The 20655-nt window shown below is 63.8% G+C and carries 17 protein-coding genes and 1 pseudogene; 5 read left to right on the forward strand and 13 right to left on the reverse strand.

Annotated elements, in window-relative coordinates; genetic code table 11:
- Position 1 precedes the first annotated feature (1 nt).
- Positions 2-2030 (reverse strand): annotated as a pseudogene (locus AXW67_RS22825) (ComEC/Rec2 family competence protein); the annotation flags it as partial.
- A 93-nt stretch (positions 2031-2123) separates the two neighbouring features.
- The gene (locus tag AXW67_RS22830; RefSeq protein ID WP_027550707.1) at positions 2124-2357 is read right to left on the reverse strand and encodes a DUF2171 domain-containing protein; all 234 of its coding nucleotides are present in this window, start codon (positions 2355-2357) and stop codon (positions 2124-2126) included.
- A 386-nt stretch (positions 2358-2743) separates the two neighbouring features.
- Here AXW67_RS22830 and AXW67_RS22835 point away from each other — a divergent pair, with 386 nt between their 5' ends.
- The gene (locus tag AXW67_RS22835) at positions 2744-4066 is read left to right on the forward strand and encodes an MFS transporter (protein WP_063679654.1); all 1323 of its coding nucleotides are present in this window, start codon (positions 2744-2746) and stop codon (positions 4064-4066) included.
- A 158-nt stretch (positions 4067-4224) separates the two neighbouring features.
- On the opposite strand, the gene AXW67_RS22840 is transcribed toward AXW67_RS22835, so the two are convergent.
- Positions 4225-4587: an SPW repeat domain-containing protein gene (locus tag AXW67_RS22840; RefSeq protein WP_063679655.1), complete on the reverse strand. Its 363-nt coding sequence runs from the start codon at positions 4585-4587 to the stop codon at positions 4225-4227.
- A 240-nt stretch (positions 4588-4827) separates the two neighbouring features.
- Between AXW67_RS22840 and AXW67_RS22845 the strand changes: the two genes are divergently transcribed.
- Positions 4828-5010: a hypothetical protein gene (locus AXW67_RS22845; protein WP_027550704.1), complete on the forward strand. Its 183-nt coding sequence runs from the start codon at positions 4828-4830 to the stop codon at positions 5008-5010.
- 167 nt (positions 5011-5177) lie between these two features.
- Entirely contained in the window at positions 5178-6608 is a 1431-nt protein-coding gene (gene glnA / locus AXW67_RS22850) for a type I glutamate--ammonia ligase (protein ID WP_063679656.1), read from the forward strand.
- A gap of 72 nt (positions 6609-6680) precedes the next feature.
- On the opposite strand, the gene AXW67_RS22855 is transcribed toward glnA, so the two are convergent.
- The 3 genes from AXW67_RS22855 to AXW67_RS22865 form a co-directional block, all read right to left on the reverse strand.
- On the reverse strand, positions 6681-7067 hold the full coding sequence (locus AXW67_RS22855) for a nuclear transport factor 2 family protein (protein ID WP_063679657.1): 387 nt from the start codon (positions 7065-7067) through the stop codon (positions 6681-6683).
- 19 nt (positions 7068-7086) lie between these two features.
- Entirely contained in the window at positions 7087-8766 is a 1680-nt protein-coding gene (locus AXW67_RS22860; protein ID WP_063679658.1) for a glutamine--tRNA ligase/YqeY domain fusion protein, read from the reverse strand.
- 78 nt (positions 8767-8844) lie between these two features.
- The gene (locus AXW67_RS22865) at positions 8845-9432 is read right to left on the reverse strand and encodes an NAD(P)H-dependent oxidoreductase (RefSeq protein ID WP_063679659.1); all 588 of its coding nucleotides are present in this window, start codon (positions 9430-9432) and stop codon (positions 8845-8847) included.
- 67 nt (positions 9433-9499) lie between these two features.
- On the opposite strand from AXW67_RS22865, the gene gltX reads away from it, so the two are divergent.
- Together gltX and gltA are read left to right on the forward strand one after the other, a co-directional pair.
- Complete coding sequence (gene gltX, locus AXW67_RS22870) at positions 9500-10927, forward strand: glutamate--tRNA ligase (RefSeq protein ID WP_063679660.1); 1428 nt, start codon at positions 9500-9502, stop codon at positions 10925-10927.
- A gap of 142 nt (positions 10928-11069) precedes the next feature.
- On the forward strand, positions 11070-12374 hold the full coding sequence (gene gltA / locus AXW67_RS22875) for a citrate synthase (RefSeq protein WP_063679661.1): 1305 nt from the start codon (positions 11070-11072) through the stop codon (positions 12372-12374).
- 94 nt (positions 12375-12468) lie between these two features.
- On the opposite strand, the gene AXW67_RS22880 is transcribed toward gltA, so the two are convergent.
- The 7 genes from AXW67_RS22880 to bamA all read right to left on the reverse strand — a co-directional run bounded on the left by AXW67_RS22880 (position 12469) and on the right by bamA (position 20564).
- Positions 12469-13251: a glutathione S-transferase family protein gene (locus AXW67_RS22880; protein WP_245315683.1), complete on the reverse strand. Its 783-nt coding sequence runs from the start codon at positions 13249-13251 to the stop codon at positions 12469-12471.
- Between the two features lie 71 nt (positions 13252-13322).
- Positions 13323-14507, reverse strand: coding sequence for a lipid-A-disaccharide synthase (gene lpxB, locus AXW67_RS22885; RefSeq protein WP_145927795.1), 1185 nt, complete (start codon positions 14505-14507; stop codon positions 13323-13325).
- The gene (locus AXW67_RS22890; RefSeq protein WP_063679684.1) at positions 14504-15361 is read right to left on the reverse strand and encodes an LpxI family protein; all 858 of its coding nucleotides are present in this window, start codon (positions 15359-15361) and stop codon (positions 14504-14506) included. The genes lpxB and AXW67_RS22890 overlap by 4 nt, the downstream gene beginning before the upstream one ends.
- 19 nt (positions 15362-15380) lie before the next feature.
- Positions 15381-16172 (reverse strand): acyl-ACP--UDP-N-acetylglucosamine O-acyltransferase, encoded by a 792-nt coding sequence (gene lpxA / locus AXW67_RS22895; RefSeq protein ID WP_027550689.1) that lies wholly within the window; start codon positions 16170-16172, stop codon positions 15381-15383.
- A 185-nt stretch (positions 16173-16357) separates the two neighbouring features.
- Complete coding sequence (fabZ, locus tag AXW67_RS22900) at positions 16358-16819, reverse strand: 3-hydroxyacyl-ACP dehydratase FabZ (protein WP_027550688.1); 462 nt, start codon at positions 16817-16819, stop codon at positions 16358-16360.
- The gene (gene lpxD / locus AXW67_RS22905; protein WP_063679664.1) at positions 16816-17883 is read right to left on the reverse strand and encodes a UDP-3-O-(3-hydroxymyristoyl)glucosamine N-acyltransferase; all 1068 of its coding nucleotides are present in this window, start codon (positions 17881-17883) and stop codon (positions 16816-16818) included. The genes fabZ and lpxD overlap by 4 nt, the downstream gene beginning before the upstream one ends.
- A gap of 125 nt (positions 17884-18008) precedes the next feature.
- Positions 18009-20564: an outer membrane protein assembly factor BamA gene (gene bamA, locus AXW67_RS22910; RefSeq protein WP_063679665.1), complete on the reverse strand. Its 2556-nt coding sequence runs from the start codon at positions 20562-20564 to the stop codon at positions 18009-18011.
- Between the last annotated feature and the right edge of the window lie 91 nt (positions 20565-20655).

The following is a 20655-nucleotide window of genomic DNA, read 5'->3' on the forward strand; positions in this document are numbered from 1 at the left end:
NGTGCCGTCACCACCAGCGCGGCCCGGCTGCAATCATCGGACAGCGCGTCGGCGCGCAGCGCCAGGGCGATCAGGCGCCCGTCGGCGAGCGGGGTCACGCATCCGGCCTCGTCGCATGACACGCCGCTGCCGAGCGAGGCGTCACCGGCGCTGCGTGGATCGGCATCGGCCGCAAGCCACTCCTTCGCGAGGAACGCATCCTTGTTCGCCGCGATCAGATGCAGGCGACCGTCGCTGGCGCGCACTGCAACGGTACGCCCGTCGCCGGCGATCAGGATATCCGGCTGGCGCACGGACACCGCCCAGACGATCGCAATGAAAAGCACGAGGGCACCGGACCAGCGTAAGGGCGTACGCAGCAGCCCCATCAGGATGATACCGATGCTCGCCGCGACCAATGGCGCGTTTCCGAAGGCGGCAATGCCGCCGACTGCGCCCGGGAGGTTCGCAACCCACTGCGTGACGGCGATCATCCAGTCGATGCCGACACCCATCAGCCACCAGAACACGCCGTCGAGCCCGAACGGCGCAGCGACCAATCCCAACAGCCCGGCCGGCATCACCAGCGCCGAAACCACCGGCATCGCCGCAAGGTTTGCGAGCACTCCGAACGGCGTGACACGGTGGAAGTGGAAAGCGGCATAGGGCGTGGTCGCAAGCCCCGCGATGAGCGAGGCCAGGAACAGCATCGCGAGCTCGCGGCCGCCCCACAGCGCGATGCGCGCCGTCGTCGAATGATCGGGCGAGGCGAACAGGTTCGGCATGCCGATCTGTACCAGCGCTACCAGCCCGAGCGTTGCCGCGAACGACATTTGAAAACTGGGGTGAACCAGCGCTTCCGGCGCGACCGCGAGCACGATCAGGGCAGCCACTGCAAGCGTCCGGAAGGTAATGGCACGGCGATCGACCATCACCGCGATCAGCACCACTGCGGTCATGAAAAACGATCTTTGCGTGGCGACCTCCGCGCCGGACAGCAAGAGATAGAACGCCGCGGCGACGAGCGCGGCAGCGGCCGACCATTTCTTGATCGGAAAGCTGACGGCGAGGCCTGGGATCAAAGCGAGCAGCGCGCGAACCGCAAAGAAGACGACGCCGGCGACGACCGCCATGTGGTAGCCCGAGATCGAGAGCACATGGCCGAGCCCCGAGATGAACATGGCGTCGTTCACGGGCGTGGTGATCGCATCGCGCCGGCCGGTGAGCAGCGCCGTGGCGATCGCGCGCTTGTCGCCATCGAGCGTGGCGCGGATGCGCGCATCGATGGCGTCACGCAGGCCTTGCATGAACGCAGCGTAGCACAGCCGCAAACCTCCACTGTCGGGCGGCGTCGAGGTCGCGATCGCGCCCATCACGAAACCGGAAGCGCCGATGCCCTGAAAGAACATGTCGCGGGAGAAATCGTAGCTGCCGGGGCGCAGCGGCGAGAGCGGCGGCATCAGCCGCGCCTTCAACTGCACGAAGCTGCCGACCTCAGGCGCCGTGCCCTTGCGCACCGAGAGGCGGACGCGCTCGAGCGTGACGTCGCTGCGCTGTGCCTCCATGCTGGTGACGCGCAGCACGAAACGGTCGGTGCGCTCGCGGATGTCACGGGTCTCGACGAAGCCGGTCAGCGACACCGAATAGAGGGGCTTTGCCAGCACGGTGTGCGCAATGCGCGCGGTCTTCCAGGTCGCCATGGCAAAGCCGGCCGCTATGGCGGCGACCATGATCGCCACGACAAACAGCCGGCTCCGCCGCAACAGAACGGCGCCGACTGTCAGCAGCAGCGCCACGGTGGCGGCAACCGAGAGCACCGGCTCGTGGTCGGCGGCGAAATAGAGCGCGATGCCGGTGCCGAAGGCCACCGGCACCCACGGCAACAGCCGCCCCGCGCCCGCTTCGGCACGCACCCAGGCCTGCAATGTGTCCGCAAGTGACGACCAGAGGCCGAGGCCCGCCGGCACCAGGCCGCCGGCGGGTGCGGCGCGGCCAACCGGCCAAGTCCCGGCTACTCCTTGGGAGCGCACTGGCCGGCCCAGCTCCGCCATTCCCTGCACCTTACGATACGCGACGGGTGCGGAGGCTACCGGAACGTGCAGGCGAGCGAATAGGGTACAGATCGGGAACGAGCGAGACGGGCGCTACTTTTCCTCTTCCATCGTCACGGCGACCGCCGCCTTGGCGGAGAGCCGGACCTTGTTGCCCTCGACGTCAGCGACCAGGCCCTTGTCGATGAAGTGGTGGTGACCCTTGTGGCTGCCCTCACCGCTGTCCTTCCTGGTCAGCTTGATGCGGTTGCCCTCGACACGGTCGACCGTGCCGATGTGGACGCCGTCGGCGCCGATCACTTCCATATGCTCTGCGATGTTCTGCATGGCGGGATCCTTTTCCGGATCCCTCACAACGCCTGAGATGCCTTTCCGTTCGCGGCTCACCAGAAGTCGCTGGGGATTGGACCCAGCGACCTTCCTCGCAGAACGCTCGTGTCCCATCGATTGAGCCGAAAGTCTCATAAGTTACCGGCCCGTTGTGGGACTACAATACGGTTCCCTCCTCCCCGACAGATGGGCAAGGCAGGGAAAGCTCGCGGTTCTGAGACCGCCGGAGCTCTTCTCAGGTGGCGCAAGGCGCGCCTGAGGTCAGACGTTGCCGACGCAACTGTTTGAAATGGCGCCTGCGACGCCGCGCATCACGCTCTTCCCGCGAGAAGATCGACCGCTGAAACAAGCGAGGAGACGTTTTGAAACCATAGGAGTCGCACATGCAGGTACCGAGCGATTTTCGCCGCGTGATCATCGCGGCTTCGGTGGGAAACATCATCGAATGGTATGATTTCTATATCTTTGGCAGCCTGGCCGCGGTTCTCTCGGTCAAGTTCTTTGAGCAATCCCACCCGGTTGCAGCCCTCCTCAGCACGATTGCGCTGTTCACGGCAGGATTTCTCATCCGTCCGCTGGGGGCCTTCCTGTTCGGATGGATGGGTGACCGGGTCGGCCGCAAATACACCTTTCTCATCACGCTCAGCGGAATGGGATTGGGCACCGGGGCGATCGGGTTGATCCCGACCTACCAGTCGATTGGTCTCACGGCCGCGTTCGTTCTCTTCGGCCTGCGCATGATCCAGGGCTTGTGCCTGGGCGGCGAATATGGTGGCGCCATCACTTACGTTGCCGAGCATGTGCCGGACGATCGACGCGGCTACTACACCGGCTGGCTGCAGACCTCGCCTACTCTCGGAATCGTGGTGTCGCTGGCCGTCATCGTCCTCACGCGGACATATGCCGGCAACCAGGCCTTCGACGAATGGGCGTGGCGCGTACCGTTCCTGTTGTCCTTCCTGCTGGTGGCGATTGCGATCTACATCCGCCTCCAGCTCCAGGAGACCCCGATCTTTCAGGAGATCAGGTCCCGCGGCCAGATGACGAGGAACCCCTGGAAGGAGGCCTTCCTCAGCTCGAACATCAAATACATCGGGATCGCGATTGTGGTCCTGATTGGACAGGGCGTGGTCTGGTACAGCGGTCAGTTCTGGGCGCTGTACTTCCTGCAGCAGGTCTCCAAGGTGGACCCGCTGACCTCCGCCTACATCGTGGGAGCCGCCCTGCTCATTGCAACGCCGAGCCTGATCTTCTTTGGCTGGCTGTCGGATCTGATCGGCCGCAAGCCGGTGATCCTCGGCGGCATGCTGCTCGCCGCGATCACGTATTATCCGCTGTATCTGTGGCTGGGGACGGTCACGCAGCCCGGAAACATCAACTATCCGGCAGCGACCTTCATCATCTTCATCCTCGTTTGCTATGTCGGGATGGTGTACGGGCCGGTCGGCGCGTTTCTGGCGGAATTCTTCCCCGCGAGGATCAGGTACACGTCGGTTTCTGTGCCGTACCACATCGGCAATGGCTGGGGTGGCGGATTGGTGCCGTTCATCACGTCGGCGGCGTTCGCCGCGACCGGCAGCATCGGCTACGCGCTGATCTACCCGATCGTGGTGCCCGCGGTGTGCTTCGTGCTTGCCGTCTTCCTGATGCCGGAGACCCGCAAGATCAGCATCTGGCAACCGATCGAGCCCAGAGCCGCAATGTGATGGGGTGAGCCTGGTGCAGGACCGCAAGGCCCTGCACCGGAGTTCGTGTCGAGGTGCAGCGACGATCGTTCCCCTCGGCACCGCCTCCGAGCGAGCCGACCTCGAACTCTCGACCGCCCGCGATGGCGGTCGGCAAAGCGCCCGGCTAACACCTCTTCTCAGCCGGCCAGCCGATGCCAGCGATCGTGCCACCAGGTGCTGAAGTCGCGATCGGTCATCAACTCCCAGACAGCGAACAGGATCACCAGGATGCCGGATAGTACGCTGCTCATCGTGGCCGATACCTGCTCATAACCAATGGTCCACGGTGCCAGCAGCAGAGCCAGGCCCAGCAGCATTTCTCCCCACTCTTCCAGATAGGACGGGATGACAAATGCCTCGATGGCAAACAGCATGACACCGAGCCCGAGCGCGATGGAGACCCAGACAGCCGCCCCGGACAAGCCGAGGATAAAGGACGAAAGGACCACCCACAGGCCCACCAGGAGGCTGGCAGCGTCTTGCCAATGTTGGATGCGCATGATGCTCACCTCCCCTCTTCCAGTTAAATGGGGGCGCAGCCGAGAAAATGCATCCCACCTTCCTGCGCCGTGTTGCCGCGACCGAAACCGCATCCAATCGGCGCGGCCCATGCCCAGGAAAGGACCCTTGCGAGTGCGCTGCACCAGGATGCAGACTGGCTGCGCCTGACAGGTGTCGACGTCTGTCGTTCCCGGCCCCGCCAGGTTGGCGTGGCGCCCCGGACAAGAGGAGGTGACGCCATGCGAGAAATCGAAATCCACGACTATGCGCGGCAGCTGCTGGAAGCACATGGCCCCAAAGCCATTGCGGAAGCAGCCCAGAACGCCGTCGATCTCGAGTCAAAGGGCGAGCTCGAGCTCGCCAAGACCTGGCGGCATATCGAAGACGCCATGAAGTTGATGCGCGGGCCTCACCAAAGCTGAAGTAGCCGGCGTGCCTAGCCGCCTGACGGCAAATGCCGCCAAACCGAATTGAAGCTGGAGGGCGGCAACACAGAGCAAGGACCACAATCCGTCGCAAGCCGTTCGGCTGCGGCTGAACGGCAACGCGACCCGCAAGACGTGCATTTCAATGATGCTGGGAGCGAGCCATGTTTCCGAAATGTGCGACAGCCAAAGATCTCGTGGAGGCGATCGAGGACGAGAAGGTCCAGATGATCGATCTGCGGTTCACTGACCTGCCGGGGCTATGGCAACATTTTTCCGTCCCGCCGAGCGCGGTGAGCGTCGATGCGCTCGAAGAGGGCATCGGGTTCGACGGTTCATCGATTCGTGGATTCCAGGAGATTCAGGAGAGCGACATGCTGGTCGTCGCCGATCCGACGACGGCCTTCGTCGACCCCTATAGTCCGGCAAAGACGCTGGTCCTCATCTGCAACATCCGCGACCCCGTGACCGGCCAATCCTATAGCCGGGATGCCCGCTACATCGCCCAGAAGGCTGAAGCCTATCTCAAGAGCAGTGGGCGCGCCGACACGAGTTACTTCGGCCCAGAGGCGGAGTTCTTCGTCTTCGACGACGTGCGCTACGGTCAGGGCATCAACTATGCCATGCACGAGATCGATTCCAGCGAAGGCAGCTGGAACACCGCCGCGGAGGAAACGCCGAATCTGGGGCACAAGCCGCGCCCGAAGGAGGGATACTTTCCCGTTCCTCCGACCGACAGCATGCAGGCGCTGCGCACCGAGATGGTGCTGACCATGGAACAGCTGGGCATCCAGATCGAAGCCCATCACCATGAGGTGGCAACCGGCGGCCAAAACGAGATCGACATGCGCTTCACCACGCTGACCCGCATGGCCGACAATCTGATGATTTACAAATACGTGGTGAAGAACACCGCGCACAAGCACGGCAAGACCGCGACCTTCATGCCGAAACCGTTGTTCGAGGACAACGCTTCGGGCATGCACGTTCACCAGTCGCTGTGGAAGGGCGAGACCAACCTGTTCTACGACAAGGGCGACTACGCCGAATTGAGCCAGCTCGCCCGCTACTACATCGGCGGGCTTTTGACCCACGCCTGGGCGTTGTGCGGACTTTGCGCCCCAACCACGAACTCCTATCGGCGTCTGGTGCCGGGTTATGAGGCTCCGATCAACCTGGTCTACTCCCAGCGCAATCGCTCGGCGTGCTGCCGGATTCCGATGTATTCGCCGAACCCGCGTGCCAAGCGCGTCGAGTTTCGTACGCCCGATCCATCCTGCAATCCCTACCTGGCCTTTGCCGCAATGCTGATGGCCGGTCTCGACGGTATCGACAATCGGATCGACCCCGGCAGCCCCATCGACAAGAATCTCTATGATCTCCCGCCTGCCGAAGCAAAGGAGGTGAAGTCGACACCGGGATCGCTGGACCAGGCGCTGGACGCACTCGAGCGCGATCACGCATTCCTGCTGCGCGGCGGCGTCTTCACTGCCGACGTGATCGAAACCTGGCTCGACTACAAGCGAAAGAAGGAAGTCGATCCGATCCGGCTGCGACCGCATCCTTACGAGTTTCACCTCTACTACGACATCTGACCGACCGCTGAAGGCGACGGCCCGCGGACGGGAAATGTCGCCCCCTCATGGTGAGCAGTGCGCGGTAGCCTGTCAGATCAGCGGCGCCTGCGACGAGGCGTGGTGATTGACGATCTTCCAGTCGCCATCCTCGCGCACGATGACCCAGCTCATCTTGACGATGAGCTCCGGGCGTTCGCCGGCAAGATCAAAGGACACGGTCGCGACCATGTTGATGATGCCAGGACCGGCCTGCCCTGCCCGCACCTCGGAAAAGGCCGCTGTTGGCGAACGCCAGCGCGGCAGGCCGTTGAAATAGTCAGCGACGCCGTCCCTGCCCCGATAGAGGTTCGGATTTGAGCCGAAGAAGAAGACGTTCTTCGAATAGAGCGAGGACAGCGCCGCTGCATCGAGCCTGGCGAAGCCGGCGCACCATTTGGCGATGATGGCGGACGCGATGGCGCCGGCTTCGTCCTGCATGTCGTCTCCTCAGCCCCTGTCAGCCTTTGGCGACTTCCTTCGCGAACGTGTCGCGCAGACCGATCGTGCGCGAAAACACCGGCTTGCCGGGCGTCGAGTCCTTGTCGCGCACGAAATAGCCCTGGCGCTCGAACTGCATCGGCTCGGTCGAATTGCTCTCCGCGACCGACGGCTCGATCCGCGCGTCGGCCAGGATCTCCAGCGAGTCCGGATTGAGGTCGGCGGCGAAGTTCGACGCATCCGGGCTCGGGTTGGAGAAGAGCTGGTTGTAGATGCGGATCTCCGCCGGCTTCGATGTCGCCGCCGGCAGCCAGTGCATGGTTGCCTTGACCTTGCGGCCGTCGGGCGCGTTGCCGCCCTTGGTCGCGGGGTCATAGGTGCAGCGCAGCTCGACCACCTCGCCGGCATCGTTCTTGATCACGCCGGTGCACTTGATGAAATAGGCGTAGCGCAGCCGCACCTCGTTGCCCGGCGACAGGCGGAAGAATTTTTTCGACGGGTTCTCCATGAAGTCGTCGCGCTCGATGTAGAGCTCGCGGCCGAAGGCGATCTTGCGCGTGCCCGCGGAGGGATCGTCGGGATGGTTGATCGCCTCGAGCTCCTCGACCTGCCCTTCCGGATAGTTCTCGATCACAACCTTCAGCGGCCGCAGCACGGCCATGCGCCGCTGCGACGTGCGGTTCAGCTCCTCACGGATGCAGAATTCGAGCATGCCGACGTCGACCACGCTGTTGGCTTTCGCCACACCGATGCGCTTGACGAACTCGCGCAGCGCCGCCGGCGGCACGCCGCGGCGGCGCATGCCCGCCATGGTCGGCATGCGCGGATCGTCCCAGCCCGCGACATGGCCGTCGCGGACGAGCTGGGTCAGCACACGCTTGGACAGCAGCGTGTAGGTCAGGTTCAGCCGTGCGAATTCGTACTGGTGCGGCTCGGACGGCACCGGCAGCTTCTCGATGAACCAGTCATAGAGCGGCCGGTGATCCTCGAACTCCAGCGTGCAGATCGAATGGGTGATGCTCTCGATCGCGTCCGACTGGCCGTGGGCGTAGTCGTAGCTCGGATAGATGCACCATTTGTCGCCGGTGCGCGGATGGTGCGCATGCAGGATGCGGTACATCACGGGATCGCGCAGGTTGATGTTGGGCGAGGCCATGTCGATCTTCGCCCGCAGCACGCGCGTGCCGTTCGGGAATTCGCCCGCCTTCATGCGGCGGAACAGGTCGAGATTTTCCTCGACCGTGCGGTCGCGGTATGGCGAGTTCCTGCCGGGCTCGGTCAGCGTGCCGCGGGAGGTACGGATCTCCTCCTGGGTCTGGTCGTCGACATAAGCGAGCCCGTCGCGGATCAGCTTCTCGGCCCATTCGTACAGGCGTTCGAAATAGTCCGAGGCGAAGAACAGGTTCTTGCCCCAGTCGAAGCCGAGCCAGTGCACGTCGGCCTGGATGGAATCGATATATTCCTGCTCTTCCTTGACCGGATTGGTGTCGTCGAAACGCAGATGGCAGCGGCCCGGAAACTCCTGGGCGATGCCGAAGTTGAGCGCGATCGACTTGGCGTGGCCGATATGCAGGTAGCCGTTCGGCTCCGGCGGGAACCGGGTCACGATCTCCTTGTATTTGGCCTGATCGAGGTCGGCCTGAATGATGTCACGAATGAAATCGCGCCCAACCTCAGTCGCCACCGGTTCTGTGCTCATCCGAAAATCCTGTAGGGAAATCAGCGGCCCTTCTGCCAAATTCGAGCCTCTAGGCCAAGCCCCATGCCTCCCTCCCGATCAAACTTCGGCGATCCTGGCGCGGACGCGCTCGACAAAGGCAGCCCGGGATGCCGGCGTGGACCGATCCATATCGTAGTGCGCCAGATGGAACGAGCGAACACCAGGTCCGCACATCGGCTTCAGCGCTCGAAACAGCACCTTGCGGCCGGGGTCTTGCATGACGATCCGAGTCAGCCACCACGGCGAGCCGTAGCTCGTCACGACGCCGAACAGGCGGATATTGGTCAGCAGCGGCCTGATGCGACCGCCGCTCAGATCGTGGGCAAAAGCCGTTCCGGGCGCCCAGACCCGGTCGAAATAGCCCTTGAGCATGGCAGGCATCGAGAACCACCAATGCGGAAAGCAGAAGATGATGCCATCGGCCCGCCGCAAGTCCCCGATGAGGCGCGCGACCGCGTCGCCGGCATAGGAGCCCTCATAGTAGCTGCGCCGCTCCGCCGCGGTCATCGCCGGGGAAAACCCCTCGCGGTAAAGATCGGTCGCGATCACCTCGTGCCGGCGCTTCAGCGTCTCGACGATGGTCTGGAACAACGCATGATTGTAGCTATCTGCGAGCGGATGGCTATGAACGACCTGGATTAGCATTGGCAAAATCTCCCAACCCTATGATACACGGTCGCGCCACAACTTTACCGTCCCAGCTCGTTATCGAATGACCACACCTCAAATCGTCACGCGCTTCGCCCCCTCGCCGACCGGCTTCCTCCATATCGGAGGCGCCCGCACGGCGCTGTTCAACTGGCTCTATGCGAAGAAGCACGGCGGCAAGATGCTGCTCCGGATCGAGGACACCGACCGGGAGCGTTCCACCAAGGAGGCGATCGAGGCCATCCTCGACGGCCTTAAATGGCTGGAGCTTGGCTGGGACGGCGACGTCATCTACCAGTTCAGCCGCGCCGCCCGTCATCGCGAGGTCGCCGAGCGGCTGCTCGCCGACGGCAAGGCATATCGCTGCTACGCCACGGCCGAGGAGCTCGCCGCGATGCGCGAGAGGGCGCGCGCGGAAGGCCGCACCCGCCTCTATGACGGCATGTGGCGCGACCGTGATCCGGCGGCGGCGCCAAGCGACGTGAAGCCGACGATCCGGCTGCGCGCGCCGCAGACCGGTGAGACCGTGATCGAGGACCAGGTCCAGGGCCGCGTGGTCTGGCAGAACGAGAACCTCGACGACCTCGTCCTGCTGCGCGGCGATGGCACACCGACCTACATGCTCGCGGTGGTGGTCGACGACCACGACATGGGCGTCACCCACGTCATCCGCGGCGACGATCACCTGATCAACGCCGCGCGCCAGAAGCAGATCTACGATGCGATGGGCTGGGCGCTGCCGAGCATGTCGCACATCCCCCTCATCCACGGCCCGGACGGCTCAAAGCTGTCCAAGCGCCACGGCGCGCTCGGCGTCGACGCCTACCGTGCGATGGGCTATCTGCCCGCCGCGCTGCGCAATTACCTCGTCCGCCTTGGCTGGAGCCATGGCGACCAGGAGATCTTCTCGACCGAGGAGATGATCGCGGCGTTCGACCTCTCTGGCGTCGGCCGCGCCGCCGCCCGCTTCGATTTCGCCAAGCTGGAGAACCTCAACGGCCACTACATCCGCAACGCCGACGATCAATCACTCGTGAAGATGTTCGAGGACGTGCTGGATTACGTGCCTGGTCGGGGCGAGCTTAAGGCCAAGTTAAACGACACCACGCGCGCGCAGCTGCTCAAGGCCATGCCGGCGCTGAAGGAGCGCGCCAAGACACTGATCGAGCTGATCGATGGCGCCTATTTCATCTTCGCCGACCGGCCGCTTGAGCTTGATGCCAAGGCGGCGGCGCTATTGACGAGCGAAAACCGCAAATTGATCGGCCTGCTTCATTCCGCGCTGGAAAAAGTCGAGACGTGGAGCGCGGCCTCTACTGAAGCTGCGCTGCGCATTTTCGCGGAGGAAAATAGTCTCAAGCTCGGCGCAGTCGCCCAGCCGCTGCGGGCGGCGCTGACGGGACGGACGACTTCGCCCGGAATTTTCGAGGTTTTGGACGTCCTGGGATGCCAGGAGAGCCTCGGCCGGCTCGAGGATCAGGCTACGACGTAAGTCGACCACGTGCGCGGCGATCTTGCAGCGCACACAGCAATAATATACCCATCTCACCCGTACCTTCTGGAATATCCGGCCAGCCCCATCATCTCAGGGGTCTCCGGGTCCGGCCCGTTTCACCATACATCGGGGACCTACGATGGACGCAAAACCAAGCAATAAGACCGCTACGCTGACGGTCGGAAACAAGAATTACGATCTCCCGATCCTCAGCGGCAGCATCGGGCCTGATGTCGTCGATATCGGCAAGCTCTACGGCCAGTCTGGCCTGTTCACCTACGACCCCGGCTTCACCTCGACCGCGAGCTGCCAGTCCAAGATCACCTATATCGACGGTGACGCGGGCGTCTTGGAATACCGCGGCTATCCGATCGAGCAGCTCGCCGAGCACGGCGACTTCCTGGAGACCTGCTATCTCCTGCTCTACGGAAACCTGCCGACTGCGGCCCAGAAGAAGGACTTCGACTACCGCGTGACCCATCACACGATGGTGCACGAGCAGATGGCCCGCTTCTTCCAGGGCTTCCGCCGCGACGCCCATCCGATGGCGATCATGGTGGCGGCCGTCGGCGCGCTCGCCGCGTTCTACCACGACTCCACCGACATCAACGATACGAAGCAGCGCATGATCGCCTCGATGCGCATGATCGCGAAAATTCCGACGCTGGCCGCAATGGCCTACAAGTACACCGTCGGCCAGCCCTTCGTGTATCCGAAGAACTCGCTCGGCTTCGCCGAGAACTTCCTCAACATGTGCTTCGCGGTGCCCTGCGAGGACTACAAGGTCAGCCCGGTTCTCGCCGACGCGCTGGAGAAGATCTTCATCCTGCACGCCGACCACGAGCAGAACGCCTCGACCTCGACGGTGCGCATCGCCGGCTCCTCGGGCGCCAACCCGTTCGCCTGCATCGCGGCCGGCATCGCCTGCCTCTGGGGCCCGGCGCATGGCGGCGCCAACGAGGCCGCGCTGAACATGCTCTACGGCATCGGCACGGTGGACAAGATCCCGGAATTCATCGCCAAGGTGAAGGACAAGAACAGCGAAGTCCGCCTGATGGGCTTCGGCCACCGCGTCTACAAGAACTACGATCCGCGCGCCAAGATCATGCAGAAGATGTGTCACGCCGTGCTCAAGGAGACCGGCCATGGCGACGATCCGATGCTGAAGGTGGCGCTGGAGCTCGAAAAGATCGCGCTCAGCGACCAGTACTTCATCGACCGCAAGCTCTACCCGAACGTCGACTTCTATTCGGGCATCACGCTGAAGGCGATGGGCTTCCCGGTCTCGATGTTCACCGTGCTGTTCGCGGTCGCCCGCACCGTCGGCTGGATCAGCCAGTGGAGCGAGATGATCGAGGATCCGCAGCAGAAGATCGGCCGCCCGCGTCAGCTCTACACCGGCGTCCCCAAGCGCGACTACGTGCCGATCGGCGATCGCAAGTAAGATCGGCCTCAAGGCCAAACGAAGCGGCGTCACCATGCGGTGGCGCCGTTTTCGTTTTGCACATGCGTATGTTCGGATGAGCCTGTCCGCCCGCCTATGAGCGTAAGGTTGCGGTCGCGGACCGGACCACCGGCAATGAGTTTCCCACCGGCATCATCTCATAGGGCGGCCGCCAGCCCGCCAGGGCCGCGATGCGCGCGCGCCACGCATCGATCGCCGGGAAAGCCGTGCAAAGATCGAAGCCCGTTTCCTCGACCGGGTAGTACAGATATCCAACGAGCGAGAAATCGACGATCGTCGGCCGGTCGCCCAGGATGAAACGCCGGTTGGCGAGATGCTCGTCGACGATCGAAAAGGCGCTCTGAACCCTCGCTCTCATGTAGGCCAGCACGTCCGTATGCAGCAGCGCCGGCGTCATGGATTGCAGCACCCGGTGAGCAGCAAAATTGCCGGTGAACTTATGGTTGTCGAACAGCAGCCAGCGCGCTGTCTCGAACCTCTCCTCCGCGCTCGACGGACCGAACACGCCATGGGTCTCGGCGAGCCACAGCAGGATCGCACCCGACTGGCTCAAATACCGCCCCTCGACCTCGAGCACCGGGATCTCGCCCATCTGGTTGGTCTCATGACGCCAAATCGCGTCGCGGGTCTCGCCGCCGGCAAAGTCGACGCCGACCGGCTCCCAGTCGATCCCGGCGCAGTTGAGAAAGAGGGCGACCTTGAACGAATTGCCGGACGCCCCCACGCAATGCAGCCGGTATCGTGCCATCAGCAAGCCCCTCGCAGCGTTTCGATTACGGTTGTGATCATCCTCGCCGGCTGCTGACACCGTCATGTCAGTAGGGTGGGCAAAGGCGCGAAGTGCCGTGCCCACCATCGATCCACACAGCTATCCGAAATTGGTGGGCACGCTTCGCTTTGCCCACCCTACGATTTGAGAGCCGGCGCTTAGCGCAACGTCCGTCCCTTCCGCATCGTCGCAAGCACGATGTCGGCGGCGAGCACGCTCGGCGATTTGTTGCCGGTCGACATGATGGTGTCGAGCTCGGCGAAGGCTTCGACCTGCTGCCTCCGCAGCGGCGACTCCGTCAGAACCTCTTCGAGCGCCTGCGCGAGTTTTTCCGGCGTGCAGTTCTCCTGCAGGAATTCGGGGATCACGTCGCGGCCGATCACGAGATTGGCGAGGATGACCGAGGAGACTTGGATCGCCCGGCGCAGGATGAAGGCCTCGACCGCGCCGACGCGATATGCCGTCACCATCGGAATTCCCGACAGCGCAAGCTCGAGCGTCACCGTGCCGGATTTCGCCAACGCCGCGTGGGCGATGCGGAAGGCGGCCCGCCTCTCGGCTTCACCGACCACGATCTGCGGCTTGATTTGCCAGTTCGCTACGCCCTCGCGCACCGTCGCTTCCAGATGCGGCATGGTCGGCAGCATCAATTCGAACGCGCGCCCTTCGGCCTGCAACCGGCCGAGCGCGGCGCCGAACACCTCGAGATGATGCCTGATCTCGCTGCGCCGGCTGCCGGGCAGCACCAGGAGCACCGGCGGCTCGCCATCGCGGCACTTCTGCTCCTCGGTATTCGGCCGCAGCGACGGCAGCTGCTCGATCAGGGGATGGCCGACATAGCTGCATGGCGGCCCGCGCAGCTTGCGGTACTCCTCCGGCTCGAACGGCAGAAGGCCGAGCACGTGATCGACATAGCGGAGCATGACGCGTGCCCTGCCCGGCCGCCAGGCCCACACCGATGGCGACACATAATTGACGATCGGGATCGCGGGATTGCGCGCGCGGACACGGCGCGCGACGCGATGCGTGAAATCGGGGCTGTCGATGATGACGAGCGCGTCGGGCGCGGCCTCCGTCACGGCATCTGCGGTCTCGCGGATCAGCCGCAAAATCTTCGGCAATTGCTGCAAGACGGCGGCGAAGCCGACGATCGACAGCTCCTCGATCGGAAAAAGCGAGTTGAGGCCTTCGCGCGCCATGGTGCGGCCGCCGACGCCCTCGAACTGCACGCCATCGCCGAGCCGCTGGCGCAGCACCTTCATCAGCGCGCTGCCGAGCCGGTCGCCGGATTCCTCCGTCGCGATCAGGAATATCTTTCGTTCTGGATTCCGCCCCTGCATCACGCGGACAGGCCCATGACGAAAACAAATTTTGCGTCGGCAAGCTCGATCATCGCCTGCGGCTCGGCGGCGATGGTGTTGCCGGCGATGACGGCGACGCCGGCGAGCCCTGCGGCGGCGACGCCCGCGATGGTGCGCGGGCCGATCGTCGGCAGGTCGAAGCGTAGGTCCTGCCCGCTCTTCGGCGCCTTCACGAGCACGCCGCGGCCGATGGCAGCACGGATGCGCCCCTCCTCGCGCAACCGCGCGACACGCGCGAGCAGCGCGTCGGTCCCCTCGATGTCCTCGACAGCAACAACATGGCCGTCGATCACCACCGCGGCCTGGCCGATGTCGAACGGCCCGAGCGCGGCCAGCACTGCGCGCCCGCGCTCGATGTCGGCCTTGGCATTATCGGCCGGCCACGCCCGCGTAATGCAGCCCTCGGGCATCAGGAGGTCGGGCGCGACGTCCTTGATGCCGACCATGCGGAATCCGTCCTGCTCGAGGAGGCGCCCGACGCCGGACAACAGATGATCGTCACCACCGCGAAAGGCCCGGATGACGCTGCCGAGCAGCCGCAGCGTCTTGATGTCGAACCGGATCTCGGAGAGCGAGGGCCGCACCAATGTGCCGATGAAGATGAGGTCGCGGCAGCCCTCCTCGCGAAACAACCGCATCGCGCGGCCGAGCTGGCCGACCGAGATCCAGCGATGGCGGAATTGCGCCACCCGCGCCGGATCGCAAGCGCCGCGCAGCGGAAACAATACCGGCGTGATGCCGCGCGCGGCGAGCGACTCGGCGACCGCGAACGGCATGGCGCCGCCGCCTGCGACGACGCCGACGGGAGAGGCAATCTCGGGAGCCGCTGACGTCATGGTGGCGGCCATCCTCGCGTCATTTCGCGATGGCGGGAAGGCAGAGCGGGCGTTTGCCCTTGCCGATGAAGCCGAGGATCTCGGCGATCGCGGGATCCGCGCCGGCGAGCGACTGCACCGCTTCGAGCCGCTCGGCGAACATGCCGGGGCCATGGAACAGCCGCTGATAGAACGCGCGAACGGTCGCGAGGCGCTGCTTGGTGAACTTGCGCCGTTTCATGCCGATGATGTTGAGGCCTTCCAGCACCGCGTACTGGCCGTTGATCAGCCCGAACGGAATGACGTCGTCGCGCACGCCCGAGAGGCCGCCGACCATCACCTGCGGACCGATCCGCGTGAACTGATGCACCGCGGACAGGCCGCCGATATAGACGGCGTCGCCGATCTCGCAGTGGCCGCCGAGCGTCGCCGAGGTCGCGAAGATCACGTTGTTGCCGACCATGCAGTCATGGCCGACATGGCTGTTGTTCATGAAGTAGCCGTCGTTGCCGACCCGCGTCAGGCCGCCGCCCTTGATGGTGCCGACATTCATCGTGGCGCCTTCGCGGATGGTGCAGCCCGAACCGATCTCGAGCTTCGTCGGCTCGCCCTTGTAGCTGAGATCCTGTGGTGCACCGCCGAGCACGGCGAACGGCGAGATCACGCAGCCGTCCCCGATCGAGGTGTGGCCGATGACAGTGACCTGCCCGATCAGCTTGCAGTTCGTCCCGATCACTGCGTTCGGGCCGATCATGCAATAGGGCCCGATCTCGGTGCCTTCGCCGATCACGGCGCCGTCTTCCACCCGTGCGGTGGGATCAATCTTACTCATCAAGAAGGTCTGATTATGTGTTGAAGTCGCTGGGTTTTCCGGTGGTTAGCGCGACTTTGCCCGATCTGTCCAGTGACGTATCATCTCGGCGTGTTTCAAGTGTCGCCCGAAGCGGCCGCCCCGACGCGTGAACGACTTCATCTCGTGGATTAAGAAGCGTGACGCGCGTGATAGCGCCCCAGCGCTCAATCCGTCAGCATGGCGCCGACATCGGCCTCGGCGACGACCTGGCCGTTGACCTTGGCATCGCCGTGAAACCACCACATCGTCTTGCGGCGCCCCAGCGAACGCATGTGATACTCGATGGTGTCGCCCGGCAGCACGGGCTTACGGAATTTGCACTTGTCGATGGTGAGGAAATACACCGCCCGCGGCTTCTCGGTGCCCTCGACCGACGTGATGCCGATCACGCCCGCGGTCTGCGCCATCGCTTCGATCATCATGACACCCGGGTAAACCGGCCGCTCCGGGAAGTGTCCCTGAAAGGCGGGCTCGTTGAAGGTGACGTTCTTGATGCCGATGCCGCTGTAGTCGGTCCGGATGTTGATCACCCGGTCGATCAGCAGCATCGGGAAGCGATGTGGGAGCGTGCGCAGAATCGCATTGATGTCCACCAGCTCGAACCTGATCGGTGCTTCCTCAGTCATTCCCGCCCCTCGTCCTTCGGATCGGCCTTGCTGTCGCGCACCAGACGCTCCACCGCGATGATCTCCTTGAACCACTGCTTGGTCGGCTTGGCAAAGAAACCGCCCCAACGTCCGCCTGCCGGGATATCGTCCTTGACGCCGCTCATCGCGGTGACCTGAGCCCCATCACCGATTTTGAGGTGATTGTTGATGCCAACCTTTGCTCCCAGCGCCACGTTGTCTCCGATCGTCAGGCTACCGGCGAGCCCGATCTGGGCCGCCAGCAGGGAGTGTCGGCCGATGGTGACATTGTGGCCGATCTGGACCTGATTGTCGATTTTGGTGCCCTCGCCGATCACGGTGTCGCGCAAGCTACCGCGGTCGATGGTGGTACCAGCGCCGATCTCGACGTCGTTCTGGATCAGCACCCGTCCGGTCTGGGGCACCTTCAGATGGCCCTCGGGACCGAAGAAGATGAAGCCGTAGCCGTCCTGGCCAATCGAGCAGCCCGGATGGATCAGCACGTTGTTGCCGATCAGGGCGCACTGGATGGCGGTGCGGGCGCCGACATTGCAATCACGGCCAATCTTGACGCCGGGGCCGATCACTGCCCCTACGCCGACCACGGTGCCGGTGCCGATCTCGACGTCCGGACCGATGACGGCCAGGGGATCGACGATAACGCCGTCCTCGAGCCGCGCTGTGGGATCGATGATGGCCGACGGCGCGATGCCGTCATTGCCGACCCAGGATTGCGGCCGGAGCGCATCGCCGTGCCATTCCCGCGCGATCCCGACGAAGGCGCGGAACGGCTGCGCCACCCGCAGCACGGCCACATGCGCGGGCACCCGGGCCTCGAAGCGCGGGCTCACCAGGCAGGCGCCGGCCTTGGTCGCCTTGAGCTGATCGGCATATTTCAGATTGTCGAAGAACGTCAGATGCATCGGGCCGGCTTCGTCGAGCGAAGCGAGGCCCGTAATGACGTGGCCGCCCCGCGAGGGGTCGACCAGTTGCGCTTTCGTCAGCGTGGCAATGTCAGCCAGCGCTGAGGCAGGCGGCTTCCTGAAGAAGGTTGGCTGCGCCATTCCACTCCATCGCGGTCCGGCTTGGGCATGATGCGGCCTGACCGCATCATGCTTCATCTGTTGGATCGGGCACGATCCTCACGCAAACCGGATCAATTCATCCGGATCATGCCCTACTGCTCGAATTAGAACGAGGTGCCGCCGCCGAACCTGAACTCCTGCACACGGTCATACTTGCCCTTGGTGAGCGGCACCGCGTAGTCGAAGCGCAGCGGTCCGAACGGCGAGGCCCAGATCAGACCGACACCGACCGACGAGCGCACCACGTTGCCGTTGTCAAACACCAGACCGGTACAGGTCCCGGGCGTCGCCGGATTGATCGTCGACGGGATGCAGTTCGAGTTCTTCGTCGTGGTCAATTCGTTGGTCGCCAGCCACGTCGTCGGACCCTGGTAGTCGTAGAGGCCGCCGGCGTCGGCGTAGACCGCGCCCTTCAGACCCACTTCCTTGGGCAGGAACCAGAACGGCATCTGCAATTCGAGCGAAGCGCCCCAGTATTTGGTACCGCCAAGCGCGTCCTGCGTACCGAAGGGGTTCAGATCGCGCGGACCAATGCCGTTCGGGGCAAAGCCGCGGACCAGATTCGGGCCCATCTGGAATTGATCGAGCATGCGAAGCTCGTTGTTGCCGATCTTGGTCAGCACGCCGCCCTGGAGATGGACGAGGCCGACGAGATCCGACACCAGCGACTGGTAGTACTTCGCATCGACGGCGGTCTTCAGGTAGGTGACGTCGCCGCCGACGCCGGCGAAGTCCTGCTTGAAGTCGACGAGCAGACCGTCCGTCGGGTTCTTGTTGTTGTCCAGCGTGTTGTAGTTCAGCGAGTAGCCGAGCGCCGAGGTCAGCGTCTTGCCACCCGCGAGTTCCTTGCGGACCGGCAGCGAGGCTTCGCCGTTGGCGTAGCAGCCAAGGCCGTTGGTCGAGGCAAGGCTGATGCCATTGGCATTGGCAAAGGCCGGGCTCGGGTTGAAGGCCGGATTCGGCGTCACGCCATCAGCCAGGAATTGGTTGTTGTTACAGTCCGCCAGATAGGACGGCAGCGTGATCTCCTGCTGGTAGACCGAGTAGCGCACCTGCAGCGCCAGATCTTCCCGCAGGCTGAAGCCGAGGCGCGGGCTGAAGCCGAGCGTCTTGGTGCCGTAGGAGATGAAGCTGTTGGACAGCTGGGTGCGCTGATAGAGGTCGAGACCCAGCGCGACGCGGTAGTCGAGCAGATAGGGCTCGACGAAGGACAGCGAGTAGCCGCGCGCATACTGGCCGTAGGTCACCGCCGCCTTGGCGTACAGGCCGCGGCCCAGCAGGTTGCGCTCGGAGATCGAGACTTCGGCCAGCGCGCCGTCGGTCGTCGAGTAACCACCCGACACCGAGAAGTCGCCGGTCGACTTCTCCTCGAGATCGACGATCAGGACCACGCGGTCGCTGGAGGAGCCGGGCTCCGTGGTGATCTTGACGGTCTTGAAGTAGTCGAGGTTCTTTAGGCGGCGCTCGGCGCGGTCGACCAGCGCGCGGTTGTAGGCGTCACCCTCGGAGATGTCGAACTCGCGCCGGATCACGTAGTCACGCGTACGCGTATTGCCGCGGATGTTGATGCGCTCGATATAGGTGCGCGGGCCCTCGTCGATGTTGAAGACGACGGACACGGAGTGCGCTTCAAAATTGCGATCGCCTCCGGGACGCACCACGGCGAAGGCGTAGCCGCGACGGGACGCCTCGATCTGCATCTCCTCGACCGATTTCTCGACCGATTCGACGTTGTAGAGCGAGCCGACGCTCACGCGCGAGTAGCTACGCATCACATTCGCGTCGAAATTGGCAATGCTGGTGCGGAACTCGACCGAGCCGACGCGGTACTGCTGGCCTTCGTCGATCTTGAAGGTGACGAGGAAACCCTTCTTCTCCGGATCGTATTCGGTGAGCGCGGCGACGACCTGCACGTCGGCGAAGCCGTGCTTGAGATAAAAGCGGCGAATCAGGTCGCGGTCGGCCTCGACGCGGTCGGGATCGTAGATGTCACCGCTGCTCAGCCAGCTCAGCAGATTCGATTCGTGAGTCTTGATGACGTCCCGCAAGCGATAGGACGAAAAGGCGTTGTTGCCGATGAATTCAATCGACTTGACCGAGGTCTTGGCGCCCTCATCGATCGTGAAGATGAGGTCGACGCGATTGTTGGGCTGCTCGATGATCTCGGGCGTGACGCGCACGTCATAACGGCCCGAGCGGCGATAGATCTCGGCGATTCGCAGCGTATCGGACTGCACCATGGCGCGGGAGAACGTGCCGCGCGCCTTGGACTGGACCTCGGCGGTGAGCTGCTCGTCCTTGATCTTCTTGTTGCCCTCGAAGGCAATGCGGCCGATCACGGGATTTTCGACCACGGAAACGATGATGTTGCCACCGGGGCCGCGGTTGATCTTCACGTCCTGGAACAGGCCGGTCTCGATCAGCGCCTTGAGGCCGTCATCGATCGAGGCCTGATCCAGGCGGCCGCCAGGGCCCGGCTTGAAATAGGAACGGATCGTCTCCACCTCGACACGGCGATTTCCTTCGACGGAAATCGACTGGACGGTCTGGGCAAGCGCAGACGAAGACACGAAAACAGCCCCAACCGGGGCAACCACCGGCGCGCCGAACATGATCAGGGTTGCGAGCAAGCCCCCCCGGAGTCGCAGTCCAAACTTCATGCGCAACGCCGCCTTATCATTCCGTACCAGACCCAACCCCAAAGCCGGTCTGGGAGATTCCCCAAGTTCACGCCGCTTGTAGCTAATTTCC

The organism is Bradyrhizobium neotropicale (assembly GCF_001641695.1).
In the GTDB taxonomy this organism is placed as follows: domain Bacteria; phylum Pseudomonadota; class Alphaproteobacteria; order Rhizobiales; family Xanthobacteraceae; genus Bradyrhizobium; species Bradyrhizobium neotropicale.